The following is a 25,565-nucleotide window of genomic DNA, read 5'->3' as shown; positions in this document are numbered from 1 at the left end:
AGCGCCACGACAGCTAGATAGAGGGAACACATGAGAGTCATCGTCTTGATGAAGGAAGTCCCGGATACCTACGGCGAACGCGCCATAGATCTGGAAACCGGGCTGCTGAAGCGCGCGGACGCCGAGCCGGTGCTCGACGAGATCACCGAGCGCGCGCTGGAGGTGGCATTGCGCCACCGCGAAGCGCAGCCGGGCACCGAAGTGGTGCTGCTGAGCGTGGGTCCGGAAGGCAGCCTGCCGACCACCCTGCGCAAGGGCCTGGCCATGGGCGCGGACCGCGCGGTGCACGTGCAGGATCCGGCGCTGCTCGGCGCGGACCTGACGCAGACCGCCCAGGTGATCGCCGCCGCGGCCAAGCAGATCGGGTTCGACCTGGTGATCGCCGGCAACGTGTCAACGGACGGCGGAGGCGGCGCACTGCCGTCCATGCTGGCCGAACTGCTCGGCGTGGCCGGGCTGGCGACGCTGTCCAGCGTGCAGATCGACGCGCTGACCGTGGCAGGCCAGGTCAACACCGACGTGGAGCGCTACGAAGCCAGCGCTGACCTGCCGGCCGTCATCTCCATCACCGAGGCGCTGCCCGATGCCCGCTTCCCGAACTTCAAGGGCATCATGGCGGCCAAGAAGAAGCCGTTCGAGACCTTGGACCTGCAAGCCCTGGGCATGGCCCCGGGCGAAGAGGAAGCGCGGTCCATCGTGATCTCCGCCGCCGCCCGCCCGGCGCGCAGCGCCGGTACGCGGATCGTCGACGAAGGCGACGCCGGCGAGCAGATCGCCGAATTCCTGGCCAAGAACCAACTGATCAAGGGGCACTAAGATGAGCAGCAATTCCGGGAACCCGATCCTGGTCCTGGTGGACACCTCGCCGGAGGGGCAGCTGCGCGCAGGCGCGGGCGAACTGCTCGGCGCGGCCGCCTCGGTGGGCAGCGCCGTGGCGCTGGCCCTGGCCCCCGCCGCACAGGGCGAGCGCCTGTCGCAGGAGCTGGCTGAACTGGGCGCGACGCGCGTACTGGTCGCCGACTCCGCGGCCGCCGGCAACGCGGTCATCGCGCCCCTGGTAGATGCGCTGGCCGCCGCCTACGCACAGGTGCAGCCCGAGGCGGTGCTGGCCCCGAACTCCATCCGCGGCCGCGACGCCGCCGCGCGTTTCGCCGCCCGCGCCTGCCTGGCGCTGGCAGTGGACACCGTGGGCATCGACCGCGACGAGGAGGGCATCATCGCGCACCACTCGGTGTACGGCGGCGCCTACCTGGTTGATTCGGCAGCCACCACCGGCGCCCTGGTCATCACCCTGCGTCAGGGCTCCAGCGATGCCCGCGCCACCGCGCAGCCGGCCCAGCTCGAGCTGCTGGCCGTGCAGTCCTCGGGCGCGCCGGACGCCGTGATCACCTCCCGCGAAGAAGCGGTTATCGAGTCCTCGCGCCCCGACCTGCGCGGAGCTGACATCGTGGTCTCAGGCGGACGCGGGCTGGGCTCGGGGGAGAACTTCTCCCTGGTCGAGTCGCTGGCCGACGCCCTGGGCGGTGCCATTGGCGCCTCCCGCGCCGCGGTGGACGCCGGCTACGTGCCGCAGACCATGCAGGTGGGCCAGACCGGCGTCACCGTCGCCCCGCAGCTGTACATCGCACTGGGAATCTCCGGTGCCATCCAGCACCGGGCCGGCATGCAGACCTCCAAGACCATCATCGCCATCAACAAGGACCCGGAGGCGCCGATCTTCGACGTCGCCGACTTCGGCGTGGTCGGAGACCTGTTCACGGTGGTTCCCCAGCTGGTCGAGGCTATTGAGGGGAAGCGGGCTAACTGATGGCACGGCAGGGACTACCGCGAACCCCCGGAGCCGCCCCGGCCCAGCCTCCGGCTCCGGTGCAGGAAAACGAACAGCCTCAGCAGGCCGCCGAGCCCGTTGCCGCCGCGGCCTCGGGCGGCGTGCGCCGCGGGCTGCCGCGTCCAGGCTCCGCGCAGGCGGCGGCCGACCAAGTGCCGGTGCAGCCGGCCGCTTCGGCGACAGCTAAACAGGCTGAGCGGGTCGCCGAACCGGTGGCCACGCCGCCGGCCGCGACGTCCGGACGTCGCGGGCTTCCGCGCCCGGGTGCCGCGAGCACCCCGGCCGCCGCGGAATCGGCACCCGCCGCGCCTGTTGCACCGGCTCAGGAGCAAGCGCAGGTCCCTGCCGCGCCGCAACCCGCAGCGGCGAAGACTCAGGCCCAGCCTGCCGTCAAGCCGTCTGCGGCTCCGGCCAAGCCGGCTCCGAGCGAGCCCGGCGCCCTGGCCAAGCTCTGGGCCACCGCCGGCGGCAAGACGCTGCTGCTGGCCGTGGGACTGCTGGTGCTGCTGGGCGCCGCGGTGCTTGCTGCCCGCTGGCTGGTCTCGCTGGACTCGGTGCAATCCTTCCTGGCCCGCTACCCGGGAGAGACCCACTTGCCCGAAGGAGCTCCGGTCGGGCTGCCGGCGTGGATGGGATGGCAGCACTTCTTCAACATCTTCCTGATGGTGCTGATCATCCGTTCGGGATGGCAGGTGCGCACGCAGCGCCGCCCGCCAGCCAGCTGGACCGCGAAATTCGGCAAGAACCCCAAGAAGATCAGCATCAACCTGTGGTTCCACCAATTCCTCGACATCCTCTGGCTGGTCAACGGCGCGGTGTTTGTCATCCTGCTGCTGACCACCGGCCAGTGGATGCGCGTGGTGCCGACCAGCTGGGAAGTCTTCCCGAACGCGCTCTCGGCCGCGCTGCAGTACCTGTCCCTGGACTGGCCGACCGAGAACGGCTGGGTGAATTACAACAGCCTGCAGGTGCTGGCCTACTTCGCGACCATTTTCCTGGCCGCGCCGCTGGCCGCGATCACGGGATTCCGGATGTCCGGGGCCTGGCCTACGAGGGCCGAGAAGCTGTCGCGCGCCTACCCGATCGAGGTAGCCCGGGCGATCCACCTGCCGGTGATGTTCTACTTCGTGGCATTCATCGTGGTGCACGTGGCCCTGGTCTTCTCCACCGGGGCGCTGCGCAACCTGAACCACATGTACGCGGCGCAGGACGCGGTGAACTGGACCGGATTCTGGATCTTCTTCGCTTCGCTGCTGGTCATCGTCGGCGGCTGGTTCGCCGCCCGGCCGATCCTGCTGGCCCCGCTGGCCTCGCTGTTCGGCAAGGTCGGGCGCTAGCTGCTGCACTCTGGAAGGACCGCTCCGCGCATCTTTGCGACGGGGCGGTCCTTCGTGGTTTCCCACTGGATGATAAGGAATTATTTGATCTTTGAGAGTGCGAAAGCGGGACTGGCCTTGCACGGTTCCGTTGTGCAGGGTTCACTTGATTATTGAGAGTCCATCATTTCTGGTTGGGGACCGGGCAGGATTGAGAAACGAGCAGACGTTTGGCGCAGCGCAAGACAGAACGAAAGAACCTGCAGGGCGAAGAAACCCGAACCAGAATTCTTGAAAAAACCATGCGGCTGGTCGCGGTCCACGGATACTCCGGAACCAGCCTCAGCATGGTGCGCAGAGCCTGCAACTTGTCCGCAAGCTCCATCTACTGGCACTATTCGGGCAAGGAGGAGCTGGTCGCGGCCGCACTCGAGCACGCCTACCGCTCCCAGGCCCAGCGGTTGCCGAACTGGCTGGACACCCCGCCGTCCTCCTCGCGCGCCAACGACTTGTACTCGCATCTCATGCACTCGCCCAACGGCGAAGGCGAAATGGGGTACTGGCGTGTAGGCCTGCAGCTGGCTCTGACCAAACCCGAAGAACCGGTTCCGGCTCGCGACCGCTTCCTGCAAATTCGAGGGGAAGCCATCGAATGGACGGCGGACTGGTGGGAGCGCACGCTGCCGGAAAACATGCCGCAGCGCCGTGCAGCGGCCCGGCTCATGGGGAACTTCACGGTCGCCGAGCGTGAAAGCAGCTTCCTGAAGCTGCGTGGCCCGCGGACCACCGATACCGCCCGGTTGACCCGGATCATAGCAGCCGCCCTGGACGCGGTGGCAGAACAGCTGGTGGTACTGGCCGAGGTCCACGACCTCGCTCCATCTACGCCGACCCCGCCGCAGATGGCGGTACTGGCATCCGCCGACGATGCGGAATCGGGTCGTGAGGCCTTGTTGCGGGGGGCCCAGGAGGCCATCGAACAATGGGGATATGATGGAGTAAGCATCTCCAAGGTGTGCGAACGCGCAGGACTTCCCGCCAGCTCCCTGTACTGGTCTTTCAAGGACAAGGACGAGCTGCTCTCCGCCGTGATTTCCAATACGTGTGCAGGGTGGAAGCAACTGCGTGAAAAGGACTTCGGTCTGCCCCCGGGCGAGCACTGGGCCGAACAAATGCGCACGTTCATCCTGCCGTCACTTAGGGACGCGGAGCACGGCCAGGGCGCGGTGCCGATGAGCCTGCTGCTGCTCCTGCAACGAGCCGAGCATATTCAAACGGGTCGCAGCGAGCTCGAGGAAGTCCTGCAGGAGACCTTCGAAGCGACCGTCGATTGGTTCTCCGCGCTGTTGGGCTCCGTAGCCGGGCCTCAACGACGCCATGCCCAGGACGTTGCCGTTTGTCTGTTCCGCATGCTTGACGGGATGCTCATCGGACGCCGTGTCGACGAGCAGTTCTATGATCCGCAGCTGCTGGCAACGTTGATCAGCAACGCCATCGTCCAGATTGCGCAACGGGACGCCCAAGCCGCCTGAGCCTGGGCGCCGGGAATAATTCGCCGAAGAAACCAGCCGGTATTCGGTTCGCGAGCCGAATTGTCGCGCGGGCATTTGTCCACCGGCCCCTTGCGGATGCGGTGTGCTGGCGTGCTTCTGCCGGTTGCCAGGACTGTCAGGTGCGCAGCACCGCTGCCCGAAGATGGCACTGGAAAATTGCGGCGTTCGGAACAACGGATGCGAGCCCGTGCCATGGCGAAAACGATGAAGCCCACCGTTTCCTCCGCATCGGCCAAAAACACGGGAGGCCGTTAACGAACCGCGCGCTGATCTGGCGGCGATCAGAAAGGCATCCGAGCGTGCAGCCGCCGGCGAATTTTGCTCTCGCCCATTGAACCGCTTCCTTGGGACCGCAGTGAAACGCAGTTTTCGTCCAGTTCCACTCCCCGTCAAACGCACCATGTTAGGGGACGGAGAACCAACGATATGCAGTGGGCTATTCAAGGCGTTTATACTCAATGAAACAGCGTTCATATTCCCCGCTAAGCTTACGACATGAAACGAAACGCAGACTGCTCTAGCGATCCTCCACGCGGAGCGGCTCGAGGAAACCACCACCGGTCGCGATTCTTGAGCACGACAGTGCGCAAGGACGAAGGAACATGAATCTATTGGATTACCGAGGAGATCATGATGGACCGGCGCAAAGACATCCACTTGTCGCTCACACACGACCAGTTGGACGATCTCACCAGCGGGCTGGAAGCGCACCGCGATAGCTTCACGAAGCTGGCTGCAGATGCGAAACTCGGCTTCGGGCTGGACGCCTCCTATTGGAACGGCCGGGCGGTCGACGTCCAGAGCTTGCTCGACACCGTGCATCGCCTAGCCGAGGAAGGAAACGTCGAGTCGCGCGCGGCGGACCATGAAGAATCCTAGCTGAATGGCGCCAGGAGGGGCTGTTGGCCTAGCGCGGCTGCACGGGAGCGGGTGATCTGGTGAAGTTCATGTCCGTGCGGACGAAACACGGCACCTCGTGGATTGCGGCGCTGTGAGCCCAGAAGGAAACTCGAAACGGCGAGAGCCGACTAAGCCGGTTCCTGACGCACACGTCGCCCAGGGTGGTTTCAGGCGGAAGCGGAGCAACCCTGGTGAAAATGGGGCTGGGAATGGTGACGTGCCACAGTTCCAAGTTGTCGCTTTCCGCTTCGCAGAGCGCCAGGAGAACGGCGCGTCCGTGAATAGAGACGAACCCCATCACGTCTTCCAGCAGCTCGTTGCGATCCGCCAGCACGACCGGCATGCCCTCGACCCAGCCATAGCTGGCCAGATGGCGCCTGGCTTCCGGCGAGCTGAGAAGCTCGCTGACGCGTTGGGTGGTGCGTGATCGCAGCTCAGGATAGTCCATATGTTCCTCCGCTGATGGCAGCTCTCCGAAAGGTGATTGCCCACGAAATCCCGCTGCAGTTGGTTGCCAGCTGGAATCCCCGGGTGTCGCCAATGGCGATCGGTGATCATCGTGGAGTGTTCCTCCGAGAATACGCCCATAATCCCGATTAACATATTCGACAGTCGAGTTAAATGACGGCCAATATACTCGCGAGGTCGAGAATTTTCTAACTTCAGGAACGTCGTTTCAAGCCCGGCAGAGGAATGTCCCGCAGGCTCGGAGCGTGAGCCTCCAGCAAAGAGCCGTGACGCGCAGACCCCCGGCGGAAGTGCATATCCGCCGGGGGTCCGCGCAGGCTAAAGGCCGAATCAGCCTAGTCTTCGGTGCCGCTCATTTCCTCAGCGGTGCGCGCCAGCTCCTGCACCCAATCCAGCACCTTTGCGCCGGAAACGCCCTGAGGCAGGTCCGAGGCGCGCAGCACCAGGCGGACCTTGCCCGCGGCGTCCCGGACCGGAACCATCAGCGAATCCACGTCGTAGCTGCGCTCGTCAACGAAATCCACCGGGGCGTAGCCGGAGGAGGTCTGCGCGATGATTTCGCGCAGCCTACGCTCCTGGGCCGGGGTGTACAGGCCCGAGGAGTATTCGCGTAGCACCGAGTAGACCTCGTCATCCGCGTAGTCCCCGCGCATGGTAGCCGACCAGCCGCGATCACGGGCCACCTGCAGGCGGGCACGGTAGTCCTGGGGGGTGCATTCGTCCGCCGGCAGGGCGCGAGCCAGCCAGCGTTCGATGGTTTCTTCGTCCTCCCAGGCCAGGCACATTTCGCCCATCGGCGGCATCAGCGGGATGCGTTCACCCAGGCGCTGTCCGTCATGGAATTCGCCGGTGCCGGAGACGATCACCGCCATTTCATCGCCGATAACCGCCATGATGGAAATATCCGCGTCCAGCGAGGTCGCCAGCTGCTCCATCTTCGCGCTGTGGCGCTCCGCGCGACGCACCCCGCGGATCAGGTCGGTCTCGAACGGCGCATGCAGCGACAGCGGGGCGAAGCGGCCGTAGCCGCCCTGGAAGAACAGCAACGGGGGCACCGGGGAGCAGACCTGCAATTCCTGCACCGCGCCAACCACAATGTAGTGGTCCCCTGCGTCGGTGATGGATTCGAAGGTGCAGTCGATGTAGGCGACCGCGCCGTCCAGCACCGGGGCGCCGGACGGAGCGGGGGTCCACTCGATGTCCTCGAACTTGTTCGGCGCGCGGCCGGCGAAGCGGCGGCACAGCTCTTCCTGGTCGGCGGCCAGCACGTTCACGCAGAAGGAGCTGGCGGTGCGCAGCTTCTTGAAGGTGGAGGAGGCCACCGTGGGCAGGAAGCCCACCAGCGGCGGATCCAGCGACACCGAGGTGAAGGAGCCGACGATCATGCCGACCGGTTCGCCGGCCTCGGTGATGCCGGTGATCAGCACGACGCCGGTCGGGAAGTGTCCCAAGACATTGCGGAACGCCATCGGATCTGAGACGGGCGGGGTCTGTGCCCCCAGTGCTACTGCATTCACGGTCTTTTCCTTTCAGTACTTCGCTGGCGCAGCTACTTCTGGCCGATGAGGTCCAGCGCGACGTCCACGATCATGTCTTCCTGGCCGCCGACCATGCGGCGCTTGCCCAGTTCCATGAGGATGTCGGTGGTCGGGATGCCATAGCGCTCGCTGGCGGCTTCGGCATGGCGCAGGAAGCTGGAGTACACCCCGGCGTAGCCCAGCGAGAGGGTCTCGCGGTCCACGCGCACCGGGCGGTCCTGCAGCGGGCGGACCAGGTCGTCCGCGGCGTCCATGAGGGTTGGCAAATCGCAGCCGTGCTCGAAGCCGTACTTGTCCGCGGCGGCGATGAACGCCTCCAGCGGGGCGTTGCCCGCTCCTGCGCCCATGCCTGCCAGCGACGCGTCCACGCGGTTCGCGCCGTGCTCCACGGCGTTCAGCGAGTTCGCGATGCTCAGCGAGAGGTTCTCGTGGGCGTGGATGCCGATCTCGGTGGCCGGATCCAGCACCTGGCGGAAGGCGTCGACGCGTTCGCCCACGCCCTTCGGGGTCAACGCTCCGCCGGAGTCCACCACGTATACGCAGGTCGCGCCGTAGCTTTCCATGAGCTTGGCCTGGCGGGCCAGCTCGGCCGGCTCGGTCATGTGGGACATCATCAGGAAGCCGACGGTGTCCATGCCCAGCTCGCGCGCGGCGGCGATGTGCTGCGCGGAGACGTCGGCTTCGGTGCTGTGGGTCGCGATGCGCACTACGGTGGCGCCGGCCGAGTTGGCGGCCTTGAGATCCGTGATGGTGGCGATGCCCGGCAGCGCCAGGGTGGCGACCTTGGCGTTCTTCACCGCGGCGGCCACCGCGGAGATCCACTCCAGGTCGGTGTGGGCGCCGAAGCCGTAGACGCAGGAGGAGCCGTTGATGCCGTCGCCGTGGGCCACCTCGATGGAGGCGACCCCTGCCTTGTCCAGGGCGGTGGCGATGGCGACCGCCTGATCGACGCTGTACTGGTGGCGGATGGCGTGCATGCCATCGCGCAGGGTGACATCTGAGATGTAGAGCTTGCTCATGCCCGGGCCTCCTGGAGTTCTGGGTTTTCTGCGGTGGTTGAGTGGTGCTGCGCCCAGCGTTCGGCCACGGCCATGGCGGCCGAGGTCATGATGTCCAGGTTGCCCGCGTAGGCCGGCAAGTAGTGCGCCGCACCGGTGACCTCGAGCATCACGGTGACGCGCACGCCGGTGAAGTTGCCGGATTCCGGCAGGTGCAGCGGGTTCTCCTCGGTGAAGGTCTCGAACTGCACCGCCTGCTTGAGCTGGTAGCCCGGGACGTAGCCCTGCACCTTGGCGGCCATCTCCAGGATCGAGGATTCGATCCGGCCCAGGTCCGGATCGCCCTCCACCAGCGCGTAGACGGTGTTGCGCATGAGCATCGGAGGCTCGGCGGGGTTCAGGATCATGATGGCCTTGCCGCGGCCCGCGCCGCCGATGTCCACCAGCGCCTGCGAGGTGGTCTCGGTGAATTCGTCGATGTTGGCGCGGGTGCCCGGGCCTGCGGAGCGCGAGGAGACCGAGGAAACGATTTCCGCGTAGCGCACCGGGGCGACGGCGCTGATGGCCGCGACCATCGGCACGGTGGCCTGGCCGCCGCAGGTGACCATGTTCAGGTTCGAGTCATCCAGGTGGTCTTCCAGGTTGACCACCGGGATGCAGGACGGGCCGACGGCGGCAGGGGTCAGGTCAAGGACGCGGACCCCGGTGTCCTTCAGCTTCTCCCAGTTGGCGCGGTGCGCGCCGGCGCTGGTCGCGTCGAAAACGATCTTGATGTCCTTGAAGTTCGGCAGCGCCAGCAGCCCGTCGATGCCCTCGGCGGTGGTGGCCACCCCGAACTTGGCCGCGCGGCGCAGGCCGTCGGATTCCGGGTCGATGCCGACCATGGCGCCCATTTCCAGGCGCGTCGAGCCGCGCATGACCTTGATCATCAAATCGGTGCCGATGTTGCCGGAGCCGATGATGGCCACCGGCCAGCGATTGTGCTGTTCCATTAGTTCTCCTCGTGCGTGATGCGGACCTGTCCCAGGCCCTGGATGGTTGCCACCGCGTTGGCTCCGGCGGGGAAGTCGACCATGGGGCCCAGCGCCCCAGTCATCAGGATTTCTCCGGCGCGCAGCGGCCGGCCGAGCGAAGCCATGCGGCGCACCAGCCAGAGCGCGGCGCGGTACGGGTGGCCCAGGCAGGCGGCGCCGGATCCGACCGAGCGGACCTTGCCGTTGACTTCCATGGCCATGCCGACGGCCGACAGGTCCAGCGCCGTGGGCAGCACCGGCACCGTGCCGGTGACGATCTGCCCGCAGGAGGCGTTGTCCGCAATCGTGTCCAGAATCGAGATATCCCAGTTCTCGATGCGGGAGCCGACGATTTCAATGGCCGGAAGCAGGTGGTCCACCGCGGAGATCAGCTCGTTGATGGTGGTGTCCGGGTGCGGCAGGTCCTTGTTCAGGACCAGCGCGATTTCCGCCTCGACCCGCGGCTGCAGCACCGCGTTGGCGGCCAGCGGCTCGCCGTCGGCCAGGCACATGTCTGCGAACAGCACCCCGAAATCAGGCTGGTTCACACCCATTTGGGCCTGGACGGCCGGCGAAGTCAGTCCGATCTTGCGGCCGACGACACGGCGCCCGGCGCTGATCGCGTGGTCCTCGTTCAGGCGCTGGACCTCGTAGGCGGCTTCGATGCCGCCGGCTGCCAGCTCGTCGCGGATGGGGCTGATGGCAACGCCGTTGAGTTCAGCCTCGCGCAGACGCAGGGCGAGATCCGCCAGTGCCGTGGACTGTGCGCGAACCGTTTGAGTGTGTGTAGTCATCCGTCCTCCAAAGTGAAACTCCAGTATCTACAGCTCGCTTCGGGGCGTGATTCTGTTGTCTCAGAGAGCGGGATAAATAAATTGAAACTAGTTCTAGTTTTTCTCTGTAGTGACGTGTACAGTGAATGAAAACGAAGACGTGGTTCACATCACATGGAAGTTTTGCAGCAGCTTCCGCGAGGTGGACACAAGCATGGCCTGCGCAGCGAAGCGCAGTAGAAGACTTGAATCCCTTTTCCCAGGAAGGTTTCCAAATGAGCGTTCTGACCTCTGCCCCAACCCTTGTCCCGACCGTTCAGGCCACCACCCAGGCACCGTCCATGGTCTCCCGGATGACGATGATCATGGAGGCCTTCGAGCCGCAGGATGCTCGCCTGCTTCTGGACGAGATCACCGTCCGTGCCGGCCTTCCGCGGTCCACAACCCACCGCATCCTCGACCAGCTGGTGCAACTCGGATGGCTGGAGCACGCACCCGACGGCTATGGCATGGGGTGGCGCTCGCTGAAGTACCGCAACAACGACTCGATCAGCAGCCGCATCCGCGCTGAAGCTGCGCCGCTGCTGCACGATCTGCAGATCCGCACCGGCAAGGTGGTGCACCTCGCGGTGCTGGAGGGCGTGAACATCCGCTATCTGGATAAGCTGGGCGGCCCGACCGCGGTGAACATCCCGTCCCGCGTGGGCGGCGTCAACCCTGCCCACGGCACCGCACTGGGCAAGTCGATGCTGGCGTGGATGGATCCGGAGGACCTGGACGAGATTTTCGCCAACGGCCTGCCCGGGGTCACCGGCAAGACGCTGACCGACTCGACCTTGCTGTACTCGGAACTCGCCCGCATTCGACGCCGTGGGGGACTGGCCTACGAATCCGGCGAGAGCTATGAGGGTATCACCTGCGTGGCAGCGGCCATCCGCGTTCGCCGCAAGCCGGTTGCCGCCTTGTCGCTCGTGGGGCGAGGCCGCGACTCCATGGAGCTGGTGGCTCCGCTGGTCCAGCAGACTGCGCATCGAATCTCCGAAGCGCTGAGCGCTCCGGCCTCCATGACCGCCTGAATCGCACCCGGCGGCGCTCCGCTCGTTGACCGGCATCGCATGTATGCTGCCAGCCCCTGCTCCACGGAAGTCTGGCAGCATTTCCAGTCGTTCGGTATTTTGCGCGGGCAATAAGGCGATAACGGGACGCGAACCACCGTAACCTTGAAGAAAGCAAGGTGACGCTGGAAAGAGGTGGTCCCCATGGCCAAGAAAAAGAAGAAGCCGCAACGCAAGCAGGGGCATCCGGCGAAGGTCAACGCCAACGTGATGTCGCTGGCCCATGCAAAGGTCAAGCGGGGTCTCGACGCGCTGACGCCGGACTACGTGCGGTGGTACGAGCAGACCTACCAGGGCACCGGTGCGGTGGAAATGGATCTGATGGCGGTGCGCGATTCGCTGAGCTTCTACGCGGATCTCGTTGGTTTGGATTCGGTGACGGATTTCGATCCCCAGGCAATCGTGGCCATTGTCCACGGCTTGGTTGAGCGCGAGGAGCACCGCGAGGACCAGAAGCACCTCGGCATGATCCTGTCCGAGGCCTGGATTTCCTACAGCCTGTTCCTCGAGGAGTCCGGACTCTGGAAGCATCACGCCAGAGAGCTGGAGATGCTGCGCGACGGCCTGCACAGCACGCAGTTTTCGTTCAACGGGGGTCCTGGAATCGGCGGGATCTTCGAGGAAGAAGCCGAGCTGAGCACGGAAGAGCGCGAGGCTGCTGCGAAAGCGCAGTTCGATGCCATGCCGGTAGTCGCGCTCGGGCACGCGATGGCCGCGTGGGTTGCCCAATCGCCGGAACGCCGGTGGGACTCCAATGATCCGCAGCCTTTCATCCAGTCCGCCATGCAGGAGCTGGAAGCATCAATTCCCTCCGGAATTACCGGCGAACGCCGTGAGATCATCATGGGTTATGTCTTCATGAGCCTGGTTATGGCAGGGGTGCTGAGCCTCGATTTCGGCCAGCCGCAGCTCATGGAGAATGCCGAGGGATTCGCGACGGCCGAAGGTGACGTGGGCCTGGGTGCCACCTATCTGCTGGTGCGTTCGATGGTCCAGCTGCTGATCGCGACGCCGGAAGAAGGCAACGAGGAAGCCGACGAAGTTTGGGATCTGACGCTGGGCTGGCTTACCGCAGCCCAGGACGGCGAGCCCCATTTGGTGGCGGAAGATCGGTACCCGGACCGCAGCGAGGAAGTCTGGGCGAAGGCCCACGCACGAATGCGGGAAATGATTGATCTGGGAATCGTCGAATCCGGCGACTACTACACGGTGCCGCCCATGGTGCAGACCATTCTGGCAGACCTGGAAGACGAGGATCTGGGCCCCGAAGACGACGAGGAATCACTCTACGGCGACGCCGCGGACTGGGAGGAAGAAGAGCTGTTCCGCCCCGCACGCACCGAGCCGTATACCGGGAAGGTCCTGCAGCTGAAGCTCGGACTGCGGGATACCAAGCCGCCGATCTGGCGCCGGGTGCTGGTGCCCATGGACCTGCACCTCGGCGACCTGCATGACATCATCCAAGCCGCCTTCGACTGGGACAACACCCACCTGCACATCTTCCGCACCGGACTCTACGACGGAACCAGCTACGGGGCGGACATCCCCGAGCTGGAAGTCGACGTCGATGAAACCGCGGCCCTGGTTTCGGAGGTGCTCAAGGCCGAGAAGGACAGGCTGGAGTACAGCTACGACTTCGGCGACGACTGGCGGGTGCGCATCGACGTGGAGAAGGTCCTCGACGGGGACGGGGAATTCCTGCCGCGGTGCACCGGAGGCCGGCGCTTCTCGCCGCTGGAGAACTCGGGCGGAACCGAGGGGTGGGACGCCAAAATGGACATCATCCGGGACGCTGGGCATCCGGAACACGAGGAAGTCCAGGAGTGGCTGGCCGACACGTATTTTGAGATCCCGGATCCTGCGGAGTTCACCATTGAATCGGTCAACGAACGGCTGATGGCGGAGTTCTAAGACTCCAAGCCGTCGTTGGCCCCGCAGCGCCCAACTTCCCTTGGGCCGCGTTGCGACCCGGTATTCAGGCCGGCAAAAGATCCCCTTGGACCTGCTGTCATGAAGGTCCAAGGGGATCTTTGGTTTTGGCGTCTACTGCTTGCGCTGGATGAACACCACGGTGTCTTCAAGCGTGGCCGGGTTCCCGTTGGGATCGGTGATCTCGCGTTCGATGACTTCCGCCTGCAGGACGCTCCACTGATCGGAATCCAGCTGCAACGCTTCGAGCTCGGTATCCGGCTGCGGGAAGGCGGGAACCTCGCCATCGAAGGCCGGGGCAAAGGAAGGCCGTGCGGCATGGGACAGCGCCAGCAGATGCCCGCCGGGGGCCACCAGCTGCGCGGCCTTGCGCAGGATCTCAGCGCGCGCGAACTCGAACGGCGCCTGGAAGAAGCTCAGCGTCACCAGATCGAAGGTCTGGGAGGTGCTCCACTCGGACAGGTCCGCGGCGATGAAAGTGGCCCGCGGCTCGGTGAAGCCGTGTTTCGCCGCGTCCTGCCGGGCGCGCTCCACGGCGGTCGGGGAGATGTCGACACCGGTGGCCTGCCACCCGCGGGAGGCCATCCACATCACGTCGCCTCCCTCGCCGCTGCCCAGGTCAAGGGAGGTTCCGGGAGCCAGCGGAGTGACCAGTCGCTCGATGACCTGGTTGACCTTGCCCGACCAGACGCGCTCGGAGCCGCCGTAGTGCTTCTCCCAGAACTCGACTCCGCGAAGCTCCTCGGTATCGTGATGGTGGTCCATGCCTGCATTCCCCTTTAGTTCCTATCCGATGGGTCCTCATCAACGATCCTAGGCGCAGGCGGCGGGCCGGGCGAGGCAGTTTGCGCCACCGGCAAAAACCCATACGTTGCCTACCGTGCGCTGACCTTTCCGAAGAGCCGGGCAATGGACGCCAGGATCATCGGCCGGCAGGCAGCCCAGGCGGCCGCGGTGGCCATGATGGCCACGGCGAACAGCCACAGACCGGTCCAATTGTCGGCGAACGCGGTCGGATCCGTGGAACCCTGGGCTGCGAACATGTGGTTCAGGTTGCGCAGGGCCCCAGTGGACAACACCATCGCCACATGCACCACGATGAACAGCGCGAAGTAGAGCATGGTGGGGAAGTGCAGCGCGCGGGCCACTTCGATCGGATAGCGCTTGGTCAGCGCCGTCGCGTTCTTGGGCCAGAACGCGCTGAGGCGGAATCCGGTGGCGGCTGCCAGCGGCGCGGCGATGAATACCGTCGCGAAGTAGGCCAGCTGCTGCAACGCGTTGTAGTTCACCCAGCCGTTCTCCGTGGGCCAATCCAGCGTCATGTACTGCAGTGCGGCGGAGATGGCGTGCGGGAAAACTTCCCAGGAGGTCGGGATGATTCTCATCCAGTGCCCGGAAGCGAACAACAGGACCACGAACACCAGGCCGTTAACCAGCCAGAGCAGGTCCAGGCTCTGGTGCAGCCACAGGTTGATGCTCACCTTGGGGCTGCGTTTCGAGGACCAATAGGCAGGCGGTTTGCGCTGGTGCCGGACCTGCAACCCTGTACGGATGATCAAGACCATCAGGAACAGGTTGAAGAAGTGGTTCCAGGCCAGCCATCCCGGGATTCCCACGGGTGCCGACTCGGGCAGGTGGTATTCGCCCGGGTAGCGGGCGATGAAGCTGGAGATCGCGTCGAACCCGACGAACCAGCGGGCCAGCAGGACGACCGCGGTGGCCATGCCCAGTGCGCAGAAGGCGCCCAGCACCCCGGCCAGCACCCACTGCCTGGTGGTCAGCGGGCCGTGGCGCTTCGGCTCGGACTTCCTGGGTGCCGCCGTGGCAGCCGCGGCAGGCCTTGCTGGGGCAGTTGCCGGGGCGAGCGGCTTGCGCGGCTGTGGTGCCGCAGTCGGCTTGGCCGATGCGGCCGCCGCTGGGGCAGGCGCTGGCGCGGGCTCGGCAACCGAGGCCGCCGCCGCAACGGGCTGGGTCAACTTAGCCTGGGGTTCAGGTGCTTCGGGCTTCGCCACACGTGCCGCGGCAGGTTTGGTCGGCGTTGCCGGTGCGACGGGTTCCTGCGCAGCGGGGGCTGCGGGCTGTGCGGGTACAGTGCTCTTGGGGGCAGGAGTCGCCGGAGCCGAGTGGGCCGGAGCGGCCGAGACCGGAGGCCATAGCTGGCCGCCGGGTGTCCGGGGCAGCCCGCGGCGTAGCTTCTCCGCCGGAGCGGATTCAGCGGCCGGATCGGCCGATGCCTGGACCTCAGGGGCAGATGGTTCGGAAGCTACCGTGCCAGCTGACGCGGCGACGGCCGGTTCTGCGGCGGGCGCGACTTCCGCCGGCAGGGAGGCAGCTTCGGTTGCATCGGCCAAACCGGCCGACGCCACGGACCTTTCCGCCGGAGGCCAAGACTCCCCGCCCGGCACACGCGGCAGACCGCGACGCAGGGTGCCTGCTACTGCAGCCGCCGGGGAAGCGGACTGCACCGGTGGCGCAGGAGCCTCAACCACCGGATTCCCGGCCGCAGGACTGTCCACAGTGGAACTTTCGGCGGCGGGACCTTCGACAGCGGGAGCCGTGGCGGATGGCTGCGCGGCATCGAGCTGGCCGGGATCGGCAGGGAGCGCTTCGGAGGCCGCGGCCAGGAACTTGGCAGGAGGCCACGGTTCGCCGCCGGGAATGCGCGGCAGCCCCTGCCGCGGCAGACGAGTCGGGGTGCTCATGGCTACCGGCCCTTCGCGGCTTCCAGCGCCGCGATCAGCTGCGGAACCACCTTGAACACGTCGCCGACCACGCCGAAGTCGGCGATGTCGAAGATCGGTGCGTCGGCGTCCTTGTTGATGGCCACGATGGTCTTGGCGGTCTGCATCCCCGCCTTGTGCTGGATGGCCCCGGAAATTCCCAGCGCCACATACAGCTGCGGGGAGACCGAGACGCCGGTCTGGCCAACCTGCGCTGCATGGGGAACGAAGCCCGCATCCACTGCGGCGCGGGATGCGCCCACGGCGGCCCCCAATGCATCGGCCAGCTGCTCCACCAGCGCGAACTGCTCCGCGCTGCCCAGACCGCGGCCGCCGGAGACCACCCGGTCCGCAGAACGCAGTTCCGGGCGAGAGGAAGTCGACTCGATGGTCTCCAGGTTGGTGACCTCGATGTCCGGCTTGCCGCTGGCGGCGACCTCCAATGCGGTGGACTGCTCCGGCTGCGCGTCGGCGCGGGCCTCGATGCTGCCCACCCGCACGGTGATCACCGGAGCGCCGAAGGTTGGGGCGCTGGTGGTGGAGAAGCTTCCGCCGTAGATCGCATGCGATGCGACAACACCCTGGTCATCCCGGGAAACTCCGACGGCGTCGACGCTCAGCGAGGCCCGCGCGCGCACGGCGAAACGGGCCGCGACCTCGCGGCTGGAGTCGGTGTGGCCGGCCAGGACCGCCTGCGGCTGGACCAGAGCGGCGGCTGCCTGCAGGGCATCCACCAGCGGGACGGTCGGCCGGCCCTCCAACGGCACCGTCAGCACCTGGACGGCCCCGGAGGAGCTGGCCTGCGCCGCCAGCGCGGGCAGGGCCTGCGCCGGCCCGGACACCAGTGCCACGGGGGTTCCCACGGCCGCCGCGGCGCCCAGCAGCTCGGCATGGTTCTTGGCCAAGGCGGGACCCGGCGCGGTTTCCAGGAGAACGAGAATTGAATCGGTGGCAAAAGTTGTCATGAGTGTTCTCCGTTCACGCCAGGTTGTTCTTGACCAGGAAATCGGCCAGGGCGTTGCCCGCCTCGCCGTCATCGGTGATGACGGTGCCGGCCTCGCGTGGCGGCTTCTTGGCCACCGAGAGCATGATGGTCCTCGCTGTGTCCGCCGGCAGCGGGTCGATGCCCAGGTCCGCCAGGCCGAGGGCCTCGATCGGCTTCTTCTTGGCGGCCATGATGCCCTTGAAGTTCGGGAACCGCGCATCGGGCAGGGACTCGGTGATGGAGGCGATGGCCGGCAGGGGCACCTTGATCTGGGCGCGGACACCGTCGAATTCGCGGGATCCTTCCACAGCCTCCGGGCTGATCCGGACTTCGGAGAGTCCCGTGGCGGCCGGCAGGTCCAGCAGCTCGGCCAGCATGGCGGGAAGCACCCCGGCGGCGCCGTCGGTGGACATGTTGCCGGTCAGGACCAGATCGTAGTTCCCGCGGCGCAGCGCGGCGGCCAAGGTGTCTGCGGTGAGCAGGAGGTCGGCGCCGAGCAGCTGCTCGTCACTGATGTGCACTGCGGACGCGGCCCCCATGGCCAGGGCCTTGCGCAGGGTTGCCTGGGCGGAATCCGGGCCCATGGTCAGCACGGTGATCTCCGTTCCCGGGGTGCCGTCGGCGTACTTGAGCGCGACTTCCAGGGTGCGCTCGCCGATTTCATCGAGGACTGCCTCGGATGCCGCTCTGTCCGCCAAACCGGTTTCCAGATTCAGCAGCCGGTCCGCCCCCGTGTCGGGGACTTCCTTGATCAGAACAGCGATCTTCATCAATCTCTCCTCAGCTAATCGCCACGCGCTGCACGCAGCCCGGTGGTTGTCGGGCCGCTGTCGGGCGGTCGAGGATGCCGACCGCCAAATGAAGCATGTGTTGTAAAACACAATACTGATTAATGCCGCCTGGTGTCGGATTGCGGGTCGTGGTTCACCGTCATGTCATGGAAAAGGCGAGGTGAAGCGCGAATCGCCGGCAGGGGGAGGAGGGGTGCGCGGGGCTCGGAGCCGCTAGCTTCTTTAGGTCGCCGCGGAACGCTGTTCCAGCAGGGTGCGGATGCCGTCGAAGTGGTGTGCCATCAGCGCTTGGGCGGTCTGGACGTCCTTAGCGATGACCGCATCCAGGATGCGCCGGTGGCCGCGGGCAGTCTCGACCAGTATTTCCTGGTCGTGCGGGAAGTTGCTGATTGAATCGTGGATCGAGTGGTAGACGTCCCAGAAGACGCCCATCAGGTTGGAGAGCAGCCGGTTGTCCAGCGGTTCGAAGAGGATCTGGTGGAACTGGCGGTCCGCTTCAGTGAATCCCTCGCCGGCGGCGGCGTGCTGCTCCATCTGCTGCACGCAGTCGCCCAAGCGCTGCAGGTGGCTTTCGGTGGCGGAGGCGATGGCGATGCCGATCAGTCCGGTTTCCAGGGCTTGGCGCACGTCAACCAGTTCGCTGGCGCTCTGGCCGTTCTGGCGCAGCGACATCTGGCCGCGGAAGGACAGCGTGTCGTAGAGGGCGCTGAGATTTTCCTCGGCGACGAACATGCCGAAGCCGTGGCGGGTGTCGATGATGCCCTGGGCCTGGAGTACCTTGATCGCCTCGCGCAGGGAGTTGCGTCCGACGCCCAGCTCGGCCATGAGTTCCTGCTCGGTGGGCATGGGATCGCCCGGAGCAAGGTTGCGATCCAGAATGATCCCCGTGATGTCGTTCGTCAGAGCGCGAAGGCGAGATCTGGCGTCGGATCGCCGAGTGGCTGTACTCATATTTCGGGTTTCCTTTCTGGGGGCTTCGGTGCGGAATGTGACGCTGTTGACGAAATTGCGTGATTCCTATTACAGTCTAATCCATAGATCGGACATCCCACGTCCGACGAACAGACATTTTTCTCTCGGAGGTGGAAAACAATGCCGATCAAGGACGTGGCAAACAAATCCATGGAACGTCGAAATTTTCTCAAGATCAGCGGCATGATCGGTGCCGCGGCGGTCTTCTCGTCGACCCTCGCCGCCTGCTCCTCAGGCGACACCGGCACCAGCACCGGCGCTGATGCCGGCGGCGCGGCAGGGTCTCTGGCGCTCACCGCCGGCATCTCCTACGCGCTGTCGACCGGCTTCGACCCGATGACCTCGTCGGGCGCGACCCCGTTCGCCGCCAACATGCACATCTTCGAAGGCCTGGTCGACCTCCACCCGGCAACCCGCGAGCCGTACCTGGCCCTCGCCGCGGCCGATCCGAAGCAGGTCAACGACACCACCTGGGAAGTCGAACTGCGCAAGGACGCGAAGTTCCACAACGGCGAGCCGGTGACCGTGGACGACGTGGTCTACTCCTTCGAGCGCGTGCTGGATGAGAAGAACGCTTCGCTGTTCGCCCAGTTCATCCCGTTCATCAAGTCGGTCAAGGCCAAGGGAGATTCCGCCGTGACCTTCACGCTGAACTACGCCTTCCCGCTGTTCCCGACCCGCATCTCCGTGGTCAAGGTCGTCCCGAAGGCCGTTGCCTCCAAAGATCAGGCAGGCTTCGACGCCAAGCCAATCGGCTCCGGCCCGTACAAGTTCGTCTCGGCGACCAAGGACGACAAGATCGAGTTCGCCAAGTTCGCTGACTACAACGGCAAGTACGCCGCCAAGGCCGACACCATGACCTGGTTCCTGCTCTCGGACGCCGCGGCCCGCGTGACCGCCATGGAGTCCGGCCGCGTCGCAGCCATCGAGGACGTGCCGTACCTGGACGTAGACCGCCTGAAGTCCAAGGTCAACGTCGAGTCCGTGCAGTCCTTCGGGCTGCTGTTCCTGATGTTCAACTGCGAGCAGAAGCCGTTCACCGACGTCCGCGTCCGCCAGGCCCTGCACTACGCGCTGGACACCGAATCGATCATCAAGACCGCGCTGCTGGGCAACGCCAAAGCCGCGACCTCCTACGTGCAGGACACCCATCCGCAGTACGTGAAAGCCGACACCGTCTACACCTACGACCCGGCCAAGGCCGAGTCGCTGCTCAAGGAAGCCGGCGTCACCTCGCTGAACTTCGAGCTGCTGACCACCGACACCTCCTGGGTCAAGGACATCGCCCCGCTGATGCTCGAATCCTGGAACAAGCTGCCGGGCGTCACCGTGACCATGCAGAACCTGCAGTCCGGCGCGCTGTACGCGGATAACGTGGACGCCGGCAAGTTCACCGTGGTGGCCGCCCCGGGCGACCCGTCGGTCTTCGGCAACGACCTGGACCTGTTGCTGTCCTGGTTCTACCGCGGCGACGTCTGGCCGAAGAACCGCTTCCGCTGGACCGGTACCGCCGAGTACAAGGAACTGCAGAAGAACCTGGACGCCGCGGTGAAGGCCAAGGACGAGGCCGGCGCCAAGGCCGCCTGGGCCAAGGCCATCAACCTGGTCGCCGCGCAGGTGCCGCTGTACCCGATCCTGCACCGCCAGTTGCCAACGGCCTGGGACTCGGCCAAGCTCGATGCCTTCCAGCCGCTGCCGACCACCGGAATCTCCTTCGTCGGAGTTGCACCGAAGGGCTAGCGCCTTCCTGCTTCGATGAAGGCCTCGTGCAGGGCGCCGCGTCCGGCCGCACCCGGGTGCGGCGCCCTGCACACCCGCCGAAATATTCTTCCCCAAAACCCAACGGAGTCATTGCGTGGGAAATTTCCTGAACTTGCTGCTGCGCCGCCTGGCGGCGCTGCCGGTGATGATTTTGGGCATCTCGCTGCTGGTGTTCATCATCCTCAAACTCGCCCCCGGCGATGAGGCGACCAGCGCGCTGGGCGAAGGCGCCAGCGCCGAGGCCAAAGAGGCCTACCGCGAGGAGCGCGGCCTGGACGACCCGCTATTCATCCAGTACTTCTCCTTCCTGGGCCGCCTGATCCGCTTGGACTTCGGCGTGACCACTCCGCCGGCCCAGCCGGTCTCCGAGATGATCGCCAAGGCGTTCCCGCTGACCCTGCAGCTGACCTTCCTGGGCGTCATCATCGCCGTGGTCATCTCCCTCATCTTCGGCGTCATCGGCGCGCTGTACCGCGACAAGTGGCCGGACCAGCTGGTGCGCATCTTCTCCATCGCGGCCATTGCCACCCCGTCCTTCTGGCTTGGCATCCTGCTGATCCAGTGGCTGGCCCTGGGTGAGAACCCGCTGTTCCCCTCCGGCGGCGCGGCCCCGGCCGGATCCGGTGCGGGAACCTGGCTGCAGCACATGGCGCTGCCGGCCCTCGCGCTGGCCATCCCGGTCTCCGCCTCGCTGATCCGCGTGGTGCGCACCTCGATGGTGGAGGAGCTGGACCGCGACTATGTCCGCACCGCCATCGGCAACGGAGTGCCGCGCAACGAGGTCATCAGCCGCAACGTGCTGCGCAATGCGCTGGTCACCCCGGTGACCGTGCTGGGCCTGCGCATCGGCTACCTGCTCGGCGGTGCGGTGGTCATCGAAATGATCTTCTCGCTGCCCGGCATGGGCCAGCTGATCATGAACGGCATCACCAACCAGGACACCAACCTGGTCCAGGGCGTGGTGCTGGCCATCGCGATCACCTTCGTGCTGGTGAACATCGTCGTCGACCTGCTCTACCTGCTGATCAACCCGCGTATTAGGACGGTGTAGCAAATGACCATCATGGCACCGCGCAACAAGCTCGTGGCGCGCCTGAGCGACTCGGGCGCACGCTTCAAGTCACTGACGCTGGGTTCGAAAATCGCCCTGGCCTTCCTGCTGGTCATCGGCATCATCGCGGTCATCGCGCCGCTGATCGCCCCGCACGACCCGCTGGCCACCGGAATCCCCGCCCAGCCGCCCAGCGCCGAGAACCCCTTCGGCACCGACCGCCTGGGCCGAGACATCTTCTCGCGCCTGCTCTACGGCGCCCAGTCCTCGCTGCTCGTGGGCCTCGGCTCGGTAGCGCTGGCCCTGCTGGCCGGCGGCCTGCTCGGCTCGCTGGCGGCCACCGGCTCCAAGTGGGCCAACGAGACCATCATGCGCATCATGGACATGCTCATGGCGTTCCCGGGCATCGCCCTGGCCGCCGCGCTGCTGGCTTCGCTGGGCAACACCCTGCCGGTCATCATCATCTCCATCGCCGTGATCTACACCCCGCAGATCGCCCGCGTGGTGCGCGCCAACGTGCTGGCCCAGTGGGGCGAGGACTACGTGCGCGCCGAACGCGTGATCGGCGCCGGACGCTTCTTCATCCTCATCACCCACGTGGTGCGCAACTGCGCCGCCCCGGTGCTGGTGTTCGCCACCGTGATGGTCGCCGACGCGATCATCCTCGAAGCCTCGCTATCCTTCCTCGGAGCGGGCATCCAGGACCCGGCCCCGAGCTGGGGCAACGTGATCTCCTACGGCCGCACCCTGGTGCTCAACGGCGCCTGGTGGGCCACCACCTTCGCCGGTTTGACCATCTTGCTGACCGTGCTGGCGCTGAACATCCTGGCCGAAGGAATGACCGACGCGCTGGTCAACGTCAAGGGCTCGGCCAAGAAGAAGGCCGCCGGCGAGGAAAAGGCGCAGGTTGCCAAGCAGGCAGCTGACACCGCCGAAGCCGAACGCCTGGAAGCCGAACTCGCCGCGCTGGCCCGCACCGAGGCCGCGCGCACCGACCGCCTGGTGCTCGACGAGTCCTCCGGGGCCCCGCGCACCATCCTCGAGGTCAAGAACCTGTCCATCCGCTTCCCGGAACGCTACGAGGACACCCCGATCGTGCAGAACGTGTCATTCTCGGTGCGCGAGGGCGAGACCATGGCGCTGGTCGGGGAATCCGGCTGCGGCAAGTCCATCACCTCGCTGGCCATCATGGGCCTGCTGGGCCCCAGCGCCAAGTTGTCGGGCTCCATCACCTTCGAGGGCCGCGAGCTGCTGCCGGCCACCGCCGACGGCGGAACCCTGGCCGGGGACGACAAGGTCTACAAGGGCCTGCGCGGCGAGCAGATCGCCATGGTCTACCAGGATGCGCTGTCCAGCCTGAACCCCTCGATGCTCGTCGGCGACCAGCTGCGCCAGCTGACCCGCCGCGGCGGGCGCAAGAGCCCCGAGGAGCTGCTGACCCTGGTGAAGCTGGATGCGGCGCGGACCATGAAGTCCTACCCGCACGAGCTCTCCGGCGGACAGCGCCAGCGTGTGCTGATCGCCATGGCCCTCTCGCGCAGCCCCAAGCTGGTGGTCTGCGACGAGCCGACCACCGCGCTGGACGTCACCGTGCAGAAGCAGGTCGTGGACCTGCTCAACGAGCTGCGCGAGCAGCTGGGCTTCGCGATGGTCTTCGTCTCCCACGACCTGGCCCTGGTGGCCTCGCTGGCGCACCGTGTCACCGTAATGTACGCCGGACAGGTGGTCGAATCCGGGCCGATCAGCGACGTGCTGATCGCCCCGCACCATGAATACACCCGCGGCCTGCTCGGCGCGGTGCTCTCCATCGAATCGCAGGCCGACCGCCTGCACCAGATCCCCGGCACCGTCCCCAGCCCGTACGACTTCGCCGACGGCGACCGCTTTGCCGAGCGCTCCCAGCGCCCGGATGCCGACCCGGATGCGCACCTGGCCTTCGTGCCGGTGTCCGCCGGCAGCGAGCACCGCTGGGCAAGCCACCGCGGCGCGGGCGACACCCCGGTTGCAGAACAGTCAGGAGCAGCGCGATGAGTAACACCGTGCAGAGTCCGGTCATCGAACTCAAGGACATCCACGTGCACCACAAGATCCGCGGCGGCAAGCTCTTCTCGCCGCGGCTGGTCAAGGCGGTGAACGGCGTGGACTTCTCGGTGAGCCGCGGGGAAACCGTGGGCATCGTGGGCGAGTCCGGCTGTGGCAAGTCCACCCTGGCCTCCGTGCTGGTGGGCCTGCAGGAGCCAACCAGCGGCACCGTCCTGTTCCAGGGCGAGCCGGTGGGCCGGCGCAACGCCGCCGCGCGCAAGAGCTTCGGCCGCTCGGTCGGCGTGGTCTTCCAGGACCCGTCCACCGCGCTGAACCCGCGCATGAGCATCATGGACACGCTCACCGATCCGCTGCGCGTGCACGGCATAGGCACCGCTGCCAGCCGCCGGGCCAAGGCTCTGGAGCTGCTCTCCGTGGTGGGCCTGCCGCCCTCGGCCGCCTCCGCGCTGCCCAGCCAGGTCTCCGGCGGCCAGCGCCAGCGTGTGGCCATCGCCCGCTCGCTGGCCCTTGAGCCCGAAGTCATCGTCGCGGACGAGCCGACCAGCGCGCTGGACGTCTCAGTGCGCGCACAGGTGCTGAATCTGCTTACCGACCTGAAGTCGCAGCTGGACCTGGGCATGGTGTTCATCTCCCACGACATCCAGACCGTGCGCTACGTTTCGGACCGCATCTGCGTGATGAACGCCGGCCAGATCGTGGAAGAGGGCGACGCGGCGCAGGTCTTCGACACCCCGACCAACGACTACACCCGCACCCTGCTCGGCGCCGCCCCCGCGCTGCTGGAGCACTAGCCGCTGGCATCCTTGCGGGCACAGAAGAATTCGACCCGGCGTCCGCCGGATCATCAGTAGAAAGAACAAGTTTCGTGGCATTTGCGAACAACCCCAAGTACACCGGCGTCATCCCGCCGGTAGTCACCCCGCGCACCGCCGACGGCGCCATCGACGTGCCGGGCCTGCGCTCGGTCGTGGAGCACCTGGTTACCGGGGGAGTGACCGGCCTGTTCGTGCTCGGCTCCTCCGGCGAGGTCCCCTACATGACCAACGCCGAACGCGAGCTGGCGGTCTCCACCATCGCCGAGGCCAACAACGGCCGCGTGCCGCTGATCGTCGGCGCCAACGAGCAGACCACGCAGCGCGTCATCGAGGAGGGCCGCCGCATGATCGAGCTCGGCGCCCAGGCGCTGGTCGTCACCACCCCGTACTACGCGCTGTCCAACGCCGCGGAGATCGAGGCGCACTTCCGCATCATCCACGCAGCCCTGGACATCGACATCTTCGCCTACGACGTGCCGGTGCGCACCCACGTGAAGCTGCCGCTGGACGTGGCGATCCGCCTGGCCACCGACGGGGTCATTGCCGGCGTCAAGGATTCCTCGGGCGATGACGTCTCCTTCCGCCAGCTGCTGCTGGCCACCAGCCACATCGAGGGATTCTCCGTCTTCACCGGCCACGAGGTCGTCGTCGACGGCGCGCTGCTCGGCGGCGCGCACGGTGTGGTTCCGGGCCTGGGCAACGTGGATCCGGCCGGCTACCGCCGCTTGTTCGACGCCGCCGTGGCCGGCGACTGGGCGCAGGCCGCCAAGGAGCAGGACCGCCTGGCCCGCGTCTTCGACATCGTCTACACTCCTGATTCCTCCCGCGTCTCCGGCGGCGCCGCAGGCCTGGGCGCCTTCAAGACCGCCCTGGTGGAGATGGGCGTCATCGCCGGCAACACCATGAGCGCGCCGATGGCCGACCTGAACGACTCCGAGGCCGCCGCCATCCGCGAAATCCTGGCCGAGACCGGCTTGCTGGGCGCCAAGTAGGTCC

22 protein-coding genes are annotated in these 25,565 nt (G+C 66.3%); 12 read left to right on the top strand and 10 right to left on the bottom strand.

Annotated features, from left to right (window positions below; translation table 11 throughout):
• Positions 1 to 30 precede the first annotated feature (30 nt).
• From ACTX90_RS16840 to ACTX90_RS16820, 5 genes are all read left to right on the top strand, one after another.
• Complete coding sequence (locus tag ACTX90_RS16840) at positions 31 to 816, top strand: electron transfer flavoprotein subunit beta/FixA family protein (protein WP_443442502.1); 786 nt, start codon at positions 31 to 33, stop codon at positions 814 to 816.
• A gap of 1 nt (position 817) precedes the next feature.
• Complete coding sequence (locus ACTX90_RS16835; protein WP_424573166.1) at positions 818 to 1,807, top strand: electron transfer flavoprotein subunit alpha/FixB family protein; 990 nt, start codon at positions 818 to 820, stop codon at positions 1,805 to 1,807.
• Positions 1,807 to 3,165, top strand: coding sequence for a cytochrome b/b6 domain-containing protein (locus ACTX90_RS16830; protein WP_082124023.1), 1,359 nt, complete (start codon positions 1,807 to 1,809; stop codon positions 3,163 to 3,165). Before ACTX90_RS16835 ends, ACTX90_RS16830 begins: the two co-directional genes overlap by 1 nt.
• Before the next feature lie 209 nt (positions 3,166 to 3,374).
• Positions 3,375 to 4,676, top strand: a complete 1,302-nt coding sequence (locus ACTX90_RS16825) for a TetR/AcrR family transcriptional regulator (protein ID WP_047120422.1) — start codon at positions 3,375 to 3,377, stop codon at positions 4,674 to 4,676.
• A 651-nt stretch (positions 4,677 to 5,327) separates the two neighbouring features.
• On the top strand, positions 5,328 to 5,576 hold the full coding sequence (locus tag ACTX90_RS16820) for a hypothetical protein (RefSeq protein WP_047120421.1): 249 nt from the start codon (positions 5,328 to 5,330) through the stop codon (positions 5,574 to 5,576).
• Positions 5,577 to 5,604: 28 nt separating this feature from the next.
• Here ACTX90_RS16820 and ACTX90_RS16815 read toward each other — a convergent pair whose 3' ends face one another.
• From ACTX90_RS16815 to mhpD, 5 genes are all read right to left on the bottom strand, one after another.
• Entirely contained in the window at positions 5,605 to 6,045 is a 441-nt protein-coding gene (locus tag ACTX90_RS16815; RefSeq protein WP_047120420.1) for a hypothetical protein, read from the bottom strand.
• Between the two features lie 355 nt (positions 6,046 to 6,400).
• On the bottom strand, positions 6,401 to 7,582 hold the full coding sequence (locus ACTX90_RS16810; RefSeq protein ID WP_443442501.1) for a flavin reductase: 1,182 nt from the start codon (positions 7,580 to 7,582) through the stop codon (positions 6,401 to 6,403).
• 32 nt (positions 7,583 to 7,614) lie between these two features.
• Entirely contained in the window at positions 7,615 to 8,622 is a 1,008-nt protein-coding gene (gene dmpG / locus ACTX90_RS16805) for a 4-hydroxy-2-oxovalerate aldolase (RefSeq protein ID WP_443442500.1), read from the bottom strand.
• Positions 8,619 to 9,593 carry an acetaldehyde dehydrogenase (acetylating) gene (locus ACTX90_RS16800; RefSeq protein ID WP_183043248.1) on the bottom strand — a complete coding sequence of 325 codons (975 nt, stop codon included), beginning with the start codon at positions 9,591 to 9,593 and terminating at the stop codon, positions 8,619 to 8,621. Before ACTX90_RS16800 ends, dmpG begins: the two co-directional genes overlap by 4 nt.
• Positions 9,593 to 10,408: a 2-keto-4-pentenoate hydratase gene (gene mhpD / locus ACTX90_RS16795; protein ID WP_047120418.1), complete on the bottom strand. Its 816-nt coding sequence runs from the start codon at positions 10,406 to 10,408 to the stop codon at positions 9,593 to 9,595. Before mhpD ends, ACTX90_RS16800 begins: the two co-directional genes overlap by 1 nt.
• Before the next feature lie 254 nt (positions 10,409 to 10,662).
• Here mhpD and ACTX90_RS16790 point away from each other — a divergent pair, with 254 nt between their 5' ends.
• Both ACTX90_RS16790 and ACTX90_RS16785 read left to right on the top strand, forming a co-directional pair.
• Complete coding sequence (locus ACTX90_RS16790) at positions 10,663 to 11,463, top strand: IclR family transcriptional regulator (protein ID WP_443442499.1); 801 nt, start codon at positions 10,663 to 10,665, stop codon at positions 11,461 to 11,463.
• A 183-nt stretch (positions 11,464 to 11,646) separates the two neighbouring features.
• Entirely contained in the window at positions 11,647 to 13,413 is a 1,767-nt protein-coding gene (locus ACTX90_RS16785; protein ID WP_443442498.1) for a plasmid pRiA4b ORF-3 family protein, read from the top strand.
• Between the two features lie 132 nt (positions 13,414 to 13,545).
• On the opposite strand, the gene ACTX90_RS16780 is transcribed toward ACTX90_RS16785, so the two are convergent.
• From ACTX90_RS16780 to ACTX90_RS16760, 5 genes are all read right to left on the bottom strand, one after another.
• The gene (locus tag ACTX90_RS16780; RefSeq protein WP_443442497.1) at positions 13,546 to 14,196 is read right to left on the bottom strand and encodes a class I SAM-dependent methyltransferase; all 651 of its coding nucleotides are present in this window, start codon (positions 14,194 to 14,196) and stop codon (positions 13,546 to 13,548) included.
• A gap of 110 nt (positions 14,197 to 14,306) precedes the next feature.
• Positions 14,307 to 16,133, bottom strand: a complete 1,827-nt coding sequence (locus tag ACTX90_RS16775) for a cytochrome b/b6 domain-containing protein (protein WP_443442496.1) — start codon at positions 16,131 to 16,133, stop codon at positions 14,307 to 14,309.
• A 2-nt stretch (positions 16,134 to 16,135) separates the two neighbouring features.
• Entirely contained in the window at positions 16,136 to 17,116 is a 981-nt protein-coding gene (locus ACTX90_RS16770; protein ID WP_047120415.1) for an electron transfer flavoprotein subunit alpha/FixB family protein, read from the bottom strand.
• Positions 17,117 to 17,129: 13 nt separating this feature from the next.
• Positions 17,130 to 17,906 carry an electron transfer flavoprotein subunit beta/FixA family protein gene (locus tag ACTX90_RS16765; RefSeq protein WP_047120414.1) on the bottom strand — a complete coding sequence of 259 codons (777 nt, stop codon included), beginning with the start codon at positions 17,904 to 17,906 and terminating at the stop codon, positions 17,130 to 17,132.
• A gap of 243 nt (positions 17,907 to 18,149) precedes the next feature.
• Complete coding sequence (locus ACTX90_RS16760) at positions 18,150 to 18,773, bottom strand: FadR/GntR family transcriptional regulator (RefSeq protein WP_237562386.1); 624 nt, start codon at positions 18,771 to 18,773, stop codon at positions 18,150 to 18,152.
• 246 nt (positions 18,774 to 19,019) lie between these two features.
• Here ACTX90_RS16760 and ACTX90_RS16755 point away from each other — a divergent pair, with 246 nt between their 5' ends.
• From ACTX90_RS16755 to ACTX90_RS16735, 5 genes are all read left to right on the top strand, one after another.
• Positions 19,020 to 20,639, top strand: coding sequence for an ABC transporter substrate-binding protein (locus ACTX90_RS16755; protein WP_443442495.1), 1,620 nt, complete (start codon positions 19,020 to 19,022; stop codon positions 20,637 to 20,639).
• Between the two features lie 166 nt (positions 20,640 to 20,805).
• The gene (locus ACTX90_RS16750) at positions 20,806 to 21,711 is read left to right on the top strand and encodes an ABC transporter permease (protein WP_443444041.1); all 906 of its coding nucleotides are present in this window, start codon (positions 20,806 to 20,808) and stop codon (positions 21,709 to 21,711) included.
• Positions 21,712 to 21,723: 12 nt separating this feature from the next.
• A complete protein-coding gene (locus ACTX90_RS16745) occupies positions 21,724 to 23,742 on the top strand; it encodes a dipeptide/oligopeptide/nickel ABC transporter permease/ATP-binding protein (protein ID WP_424573258.1) in 2,019 nt (672 codons plus the stop codon).
• The gene (locus tag ACTX90_RS16740; RefSeq protein WP_443442494.1) at positions 23,739 to 24,545 is read left to right on the top strand and encodes an ATP-binding cassette domain-containing protein; all 807 of its coding nucleotides are present in this window, start codon (positions 23,739 to 23,741) and stop codon (positions 24,543 to 24,545) included. The genes ACTX90_RS16745 and ACTX90_RS16740 overlap by 4 nt, the downstream gene beginning before the upstream one ends.
• A gap of 74 nt (positions 24,546 to 24,619) precedes the next feature.
• Positions 24,620 to 25,561: a dihydrodipicolinate synthase family protein gene (locus ACTX90_RS16735; RefSeq protein ID WP_443442493.1), complete on the top strand. Its 942-nt coding sequence runs from the start codon at positions 24,620 to 24,622 to the stop codon at positions 25,559 to 25,561.
• The last annotated feature ends 4 nt before the right edge of the window (positions 25,562 to 25,565 follow it).

This window comes from Glutamicibacter soli (genome assembly GCF_052322135.1).
GTDB classification, from domain to species: domain Bacteria; phylum Actinomycetota; class Actinomycetes; order Actinomycetales; family Micrococcaceae; genus Glutamicibacter; species Glutamicibacter soli.
This window is presented reverse-complemented; position numbering and strand designations above follow the sequence as displayed.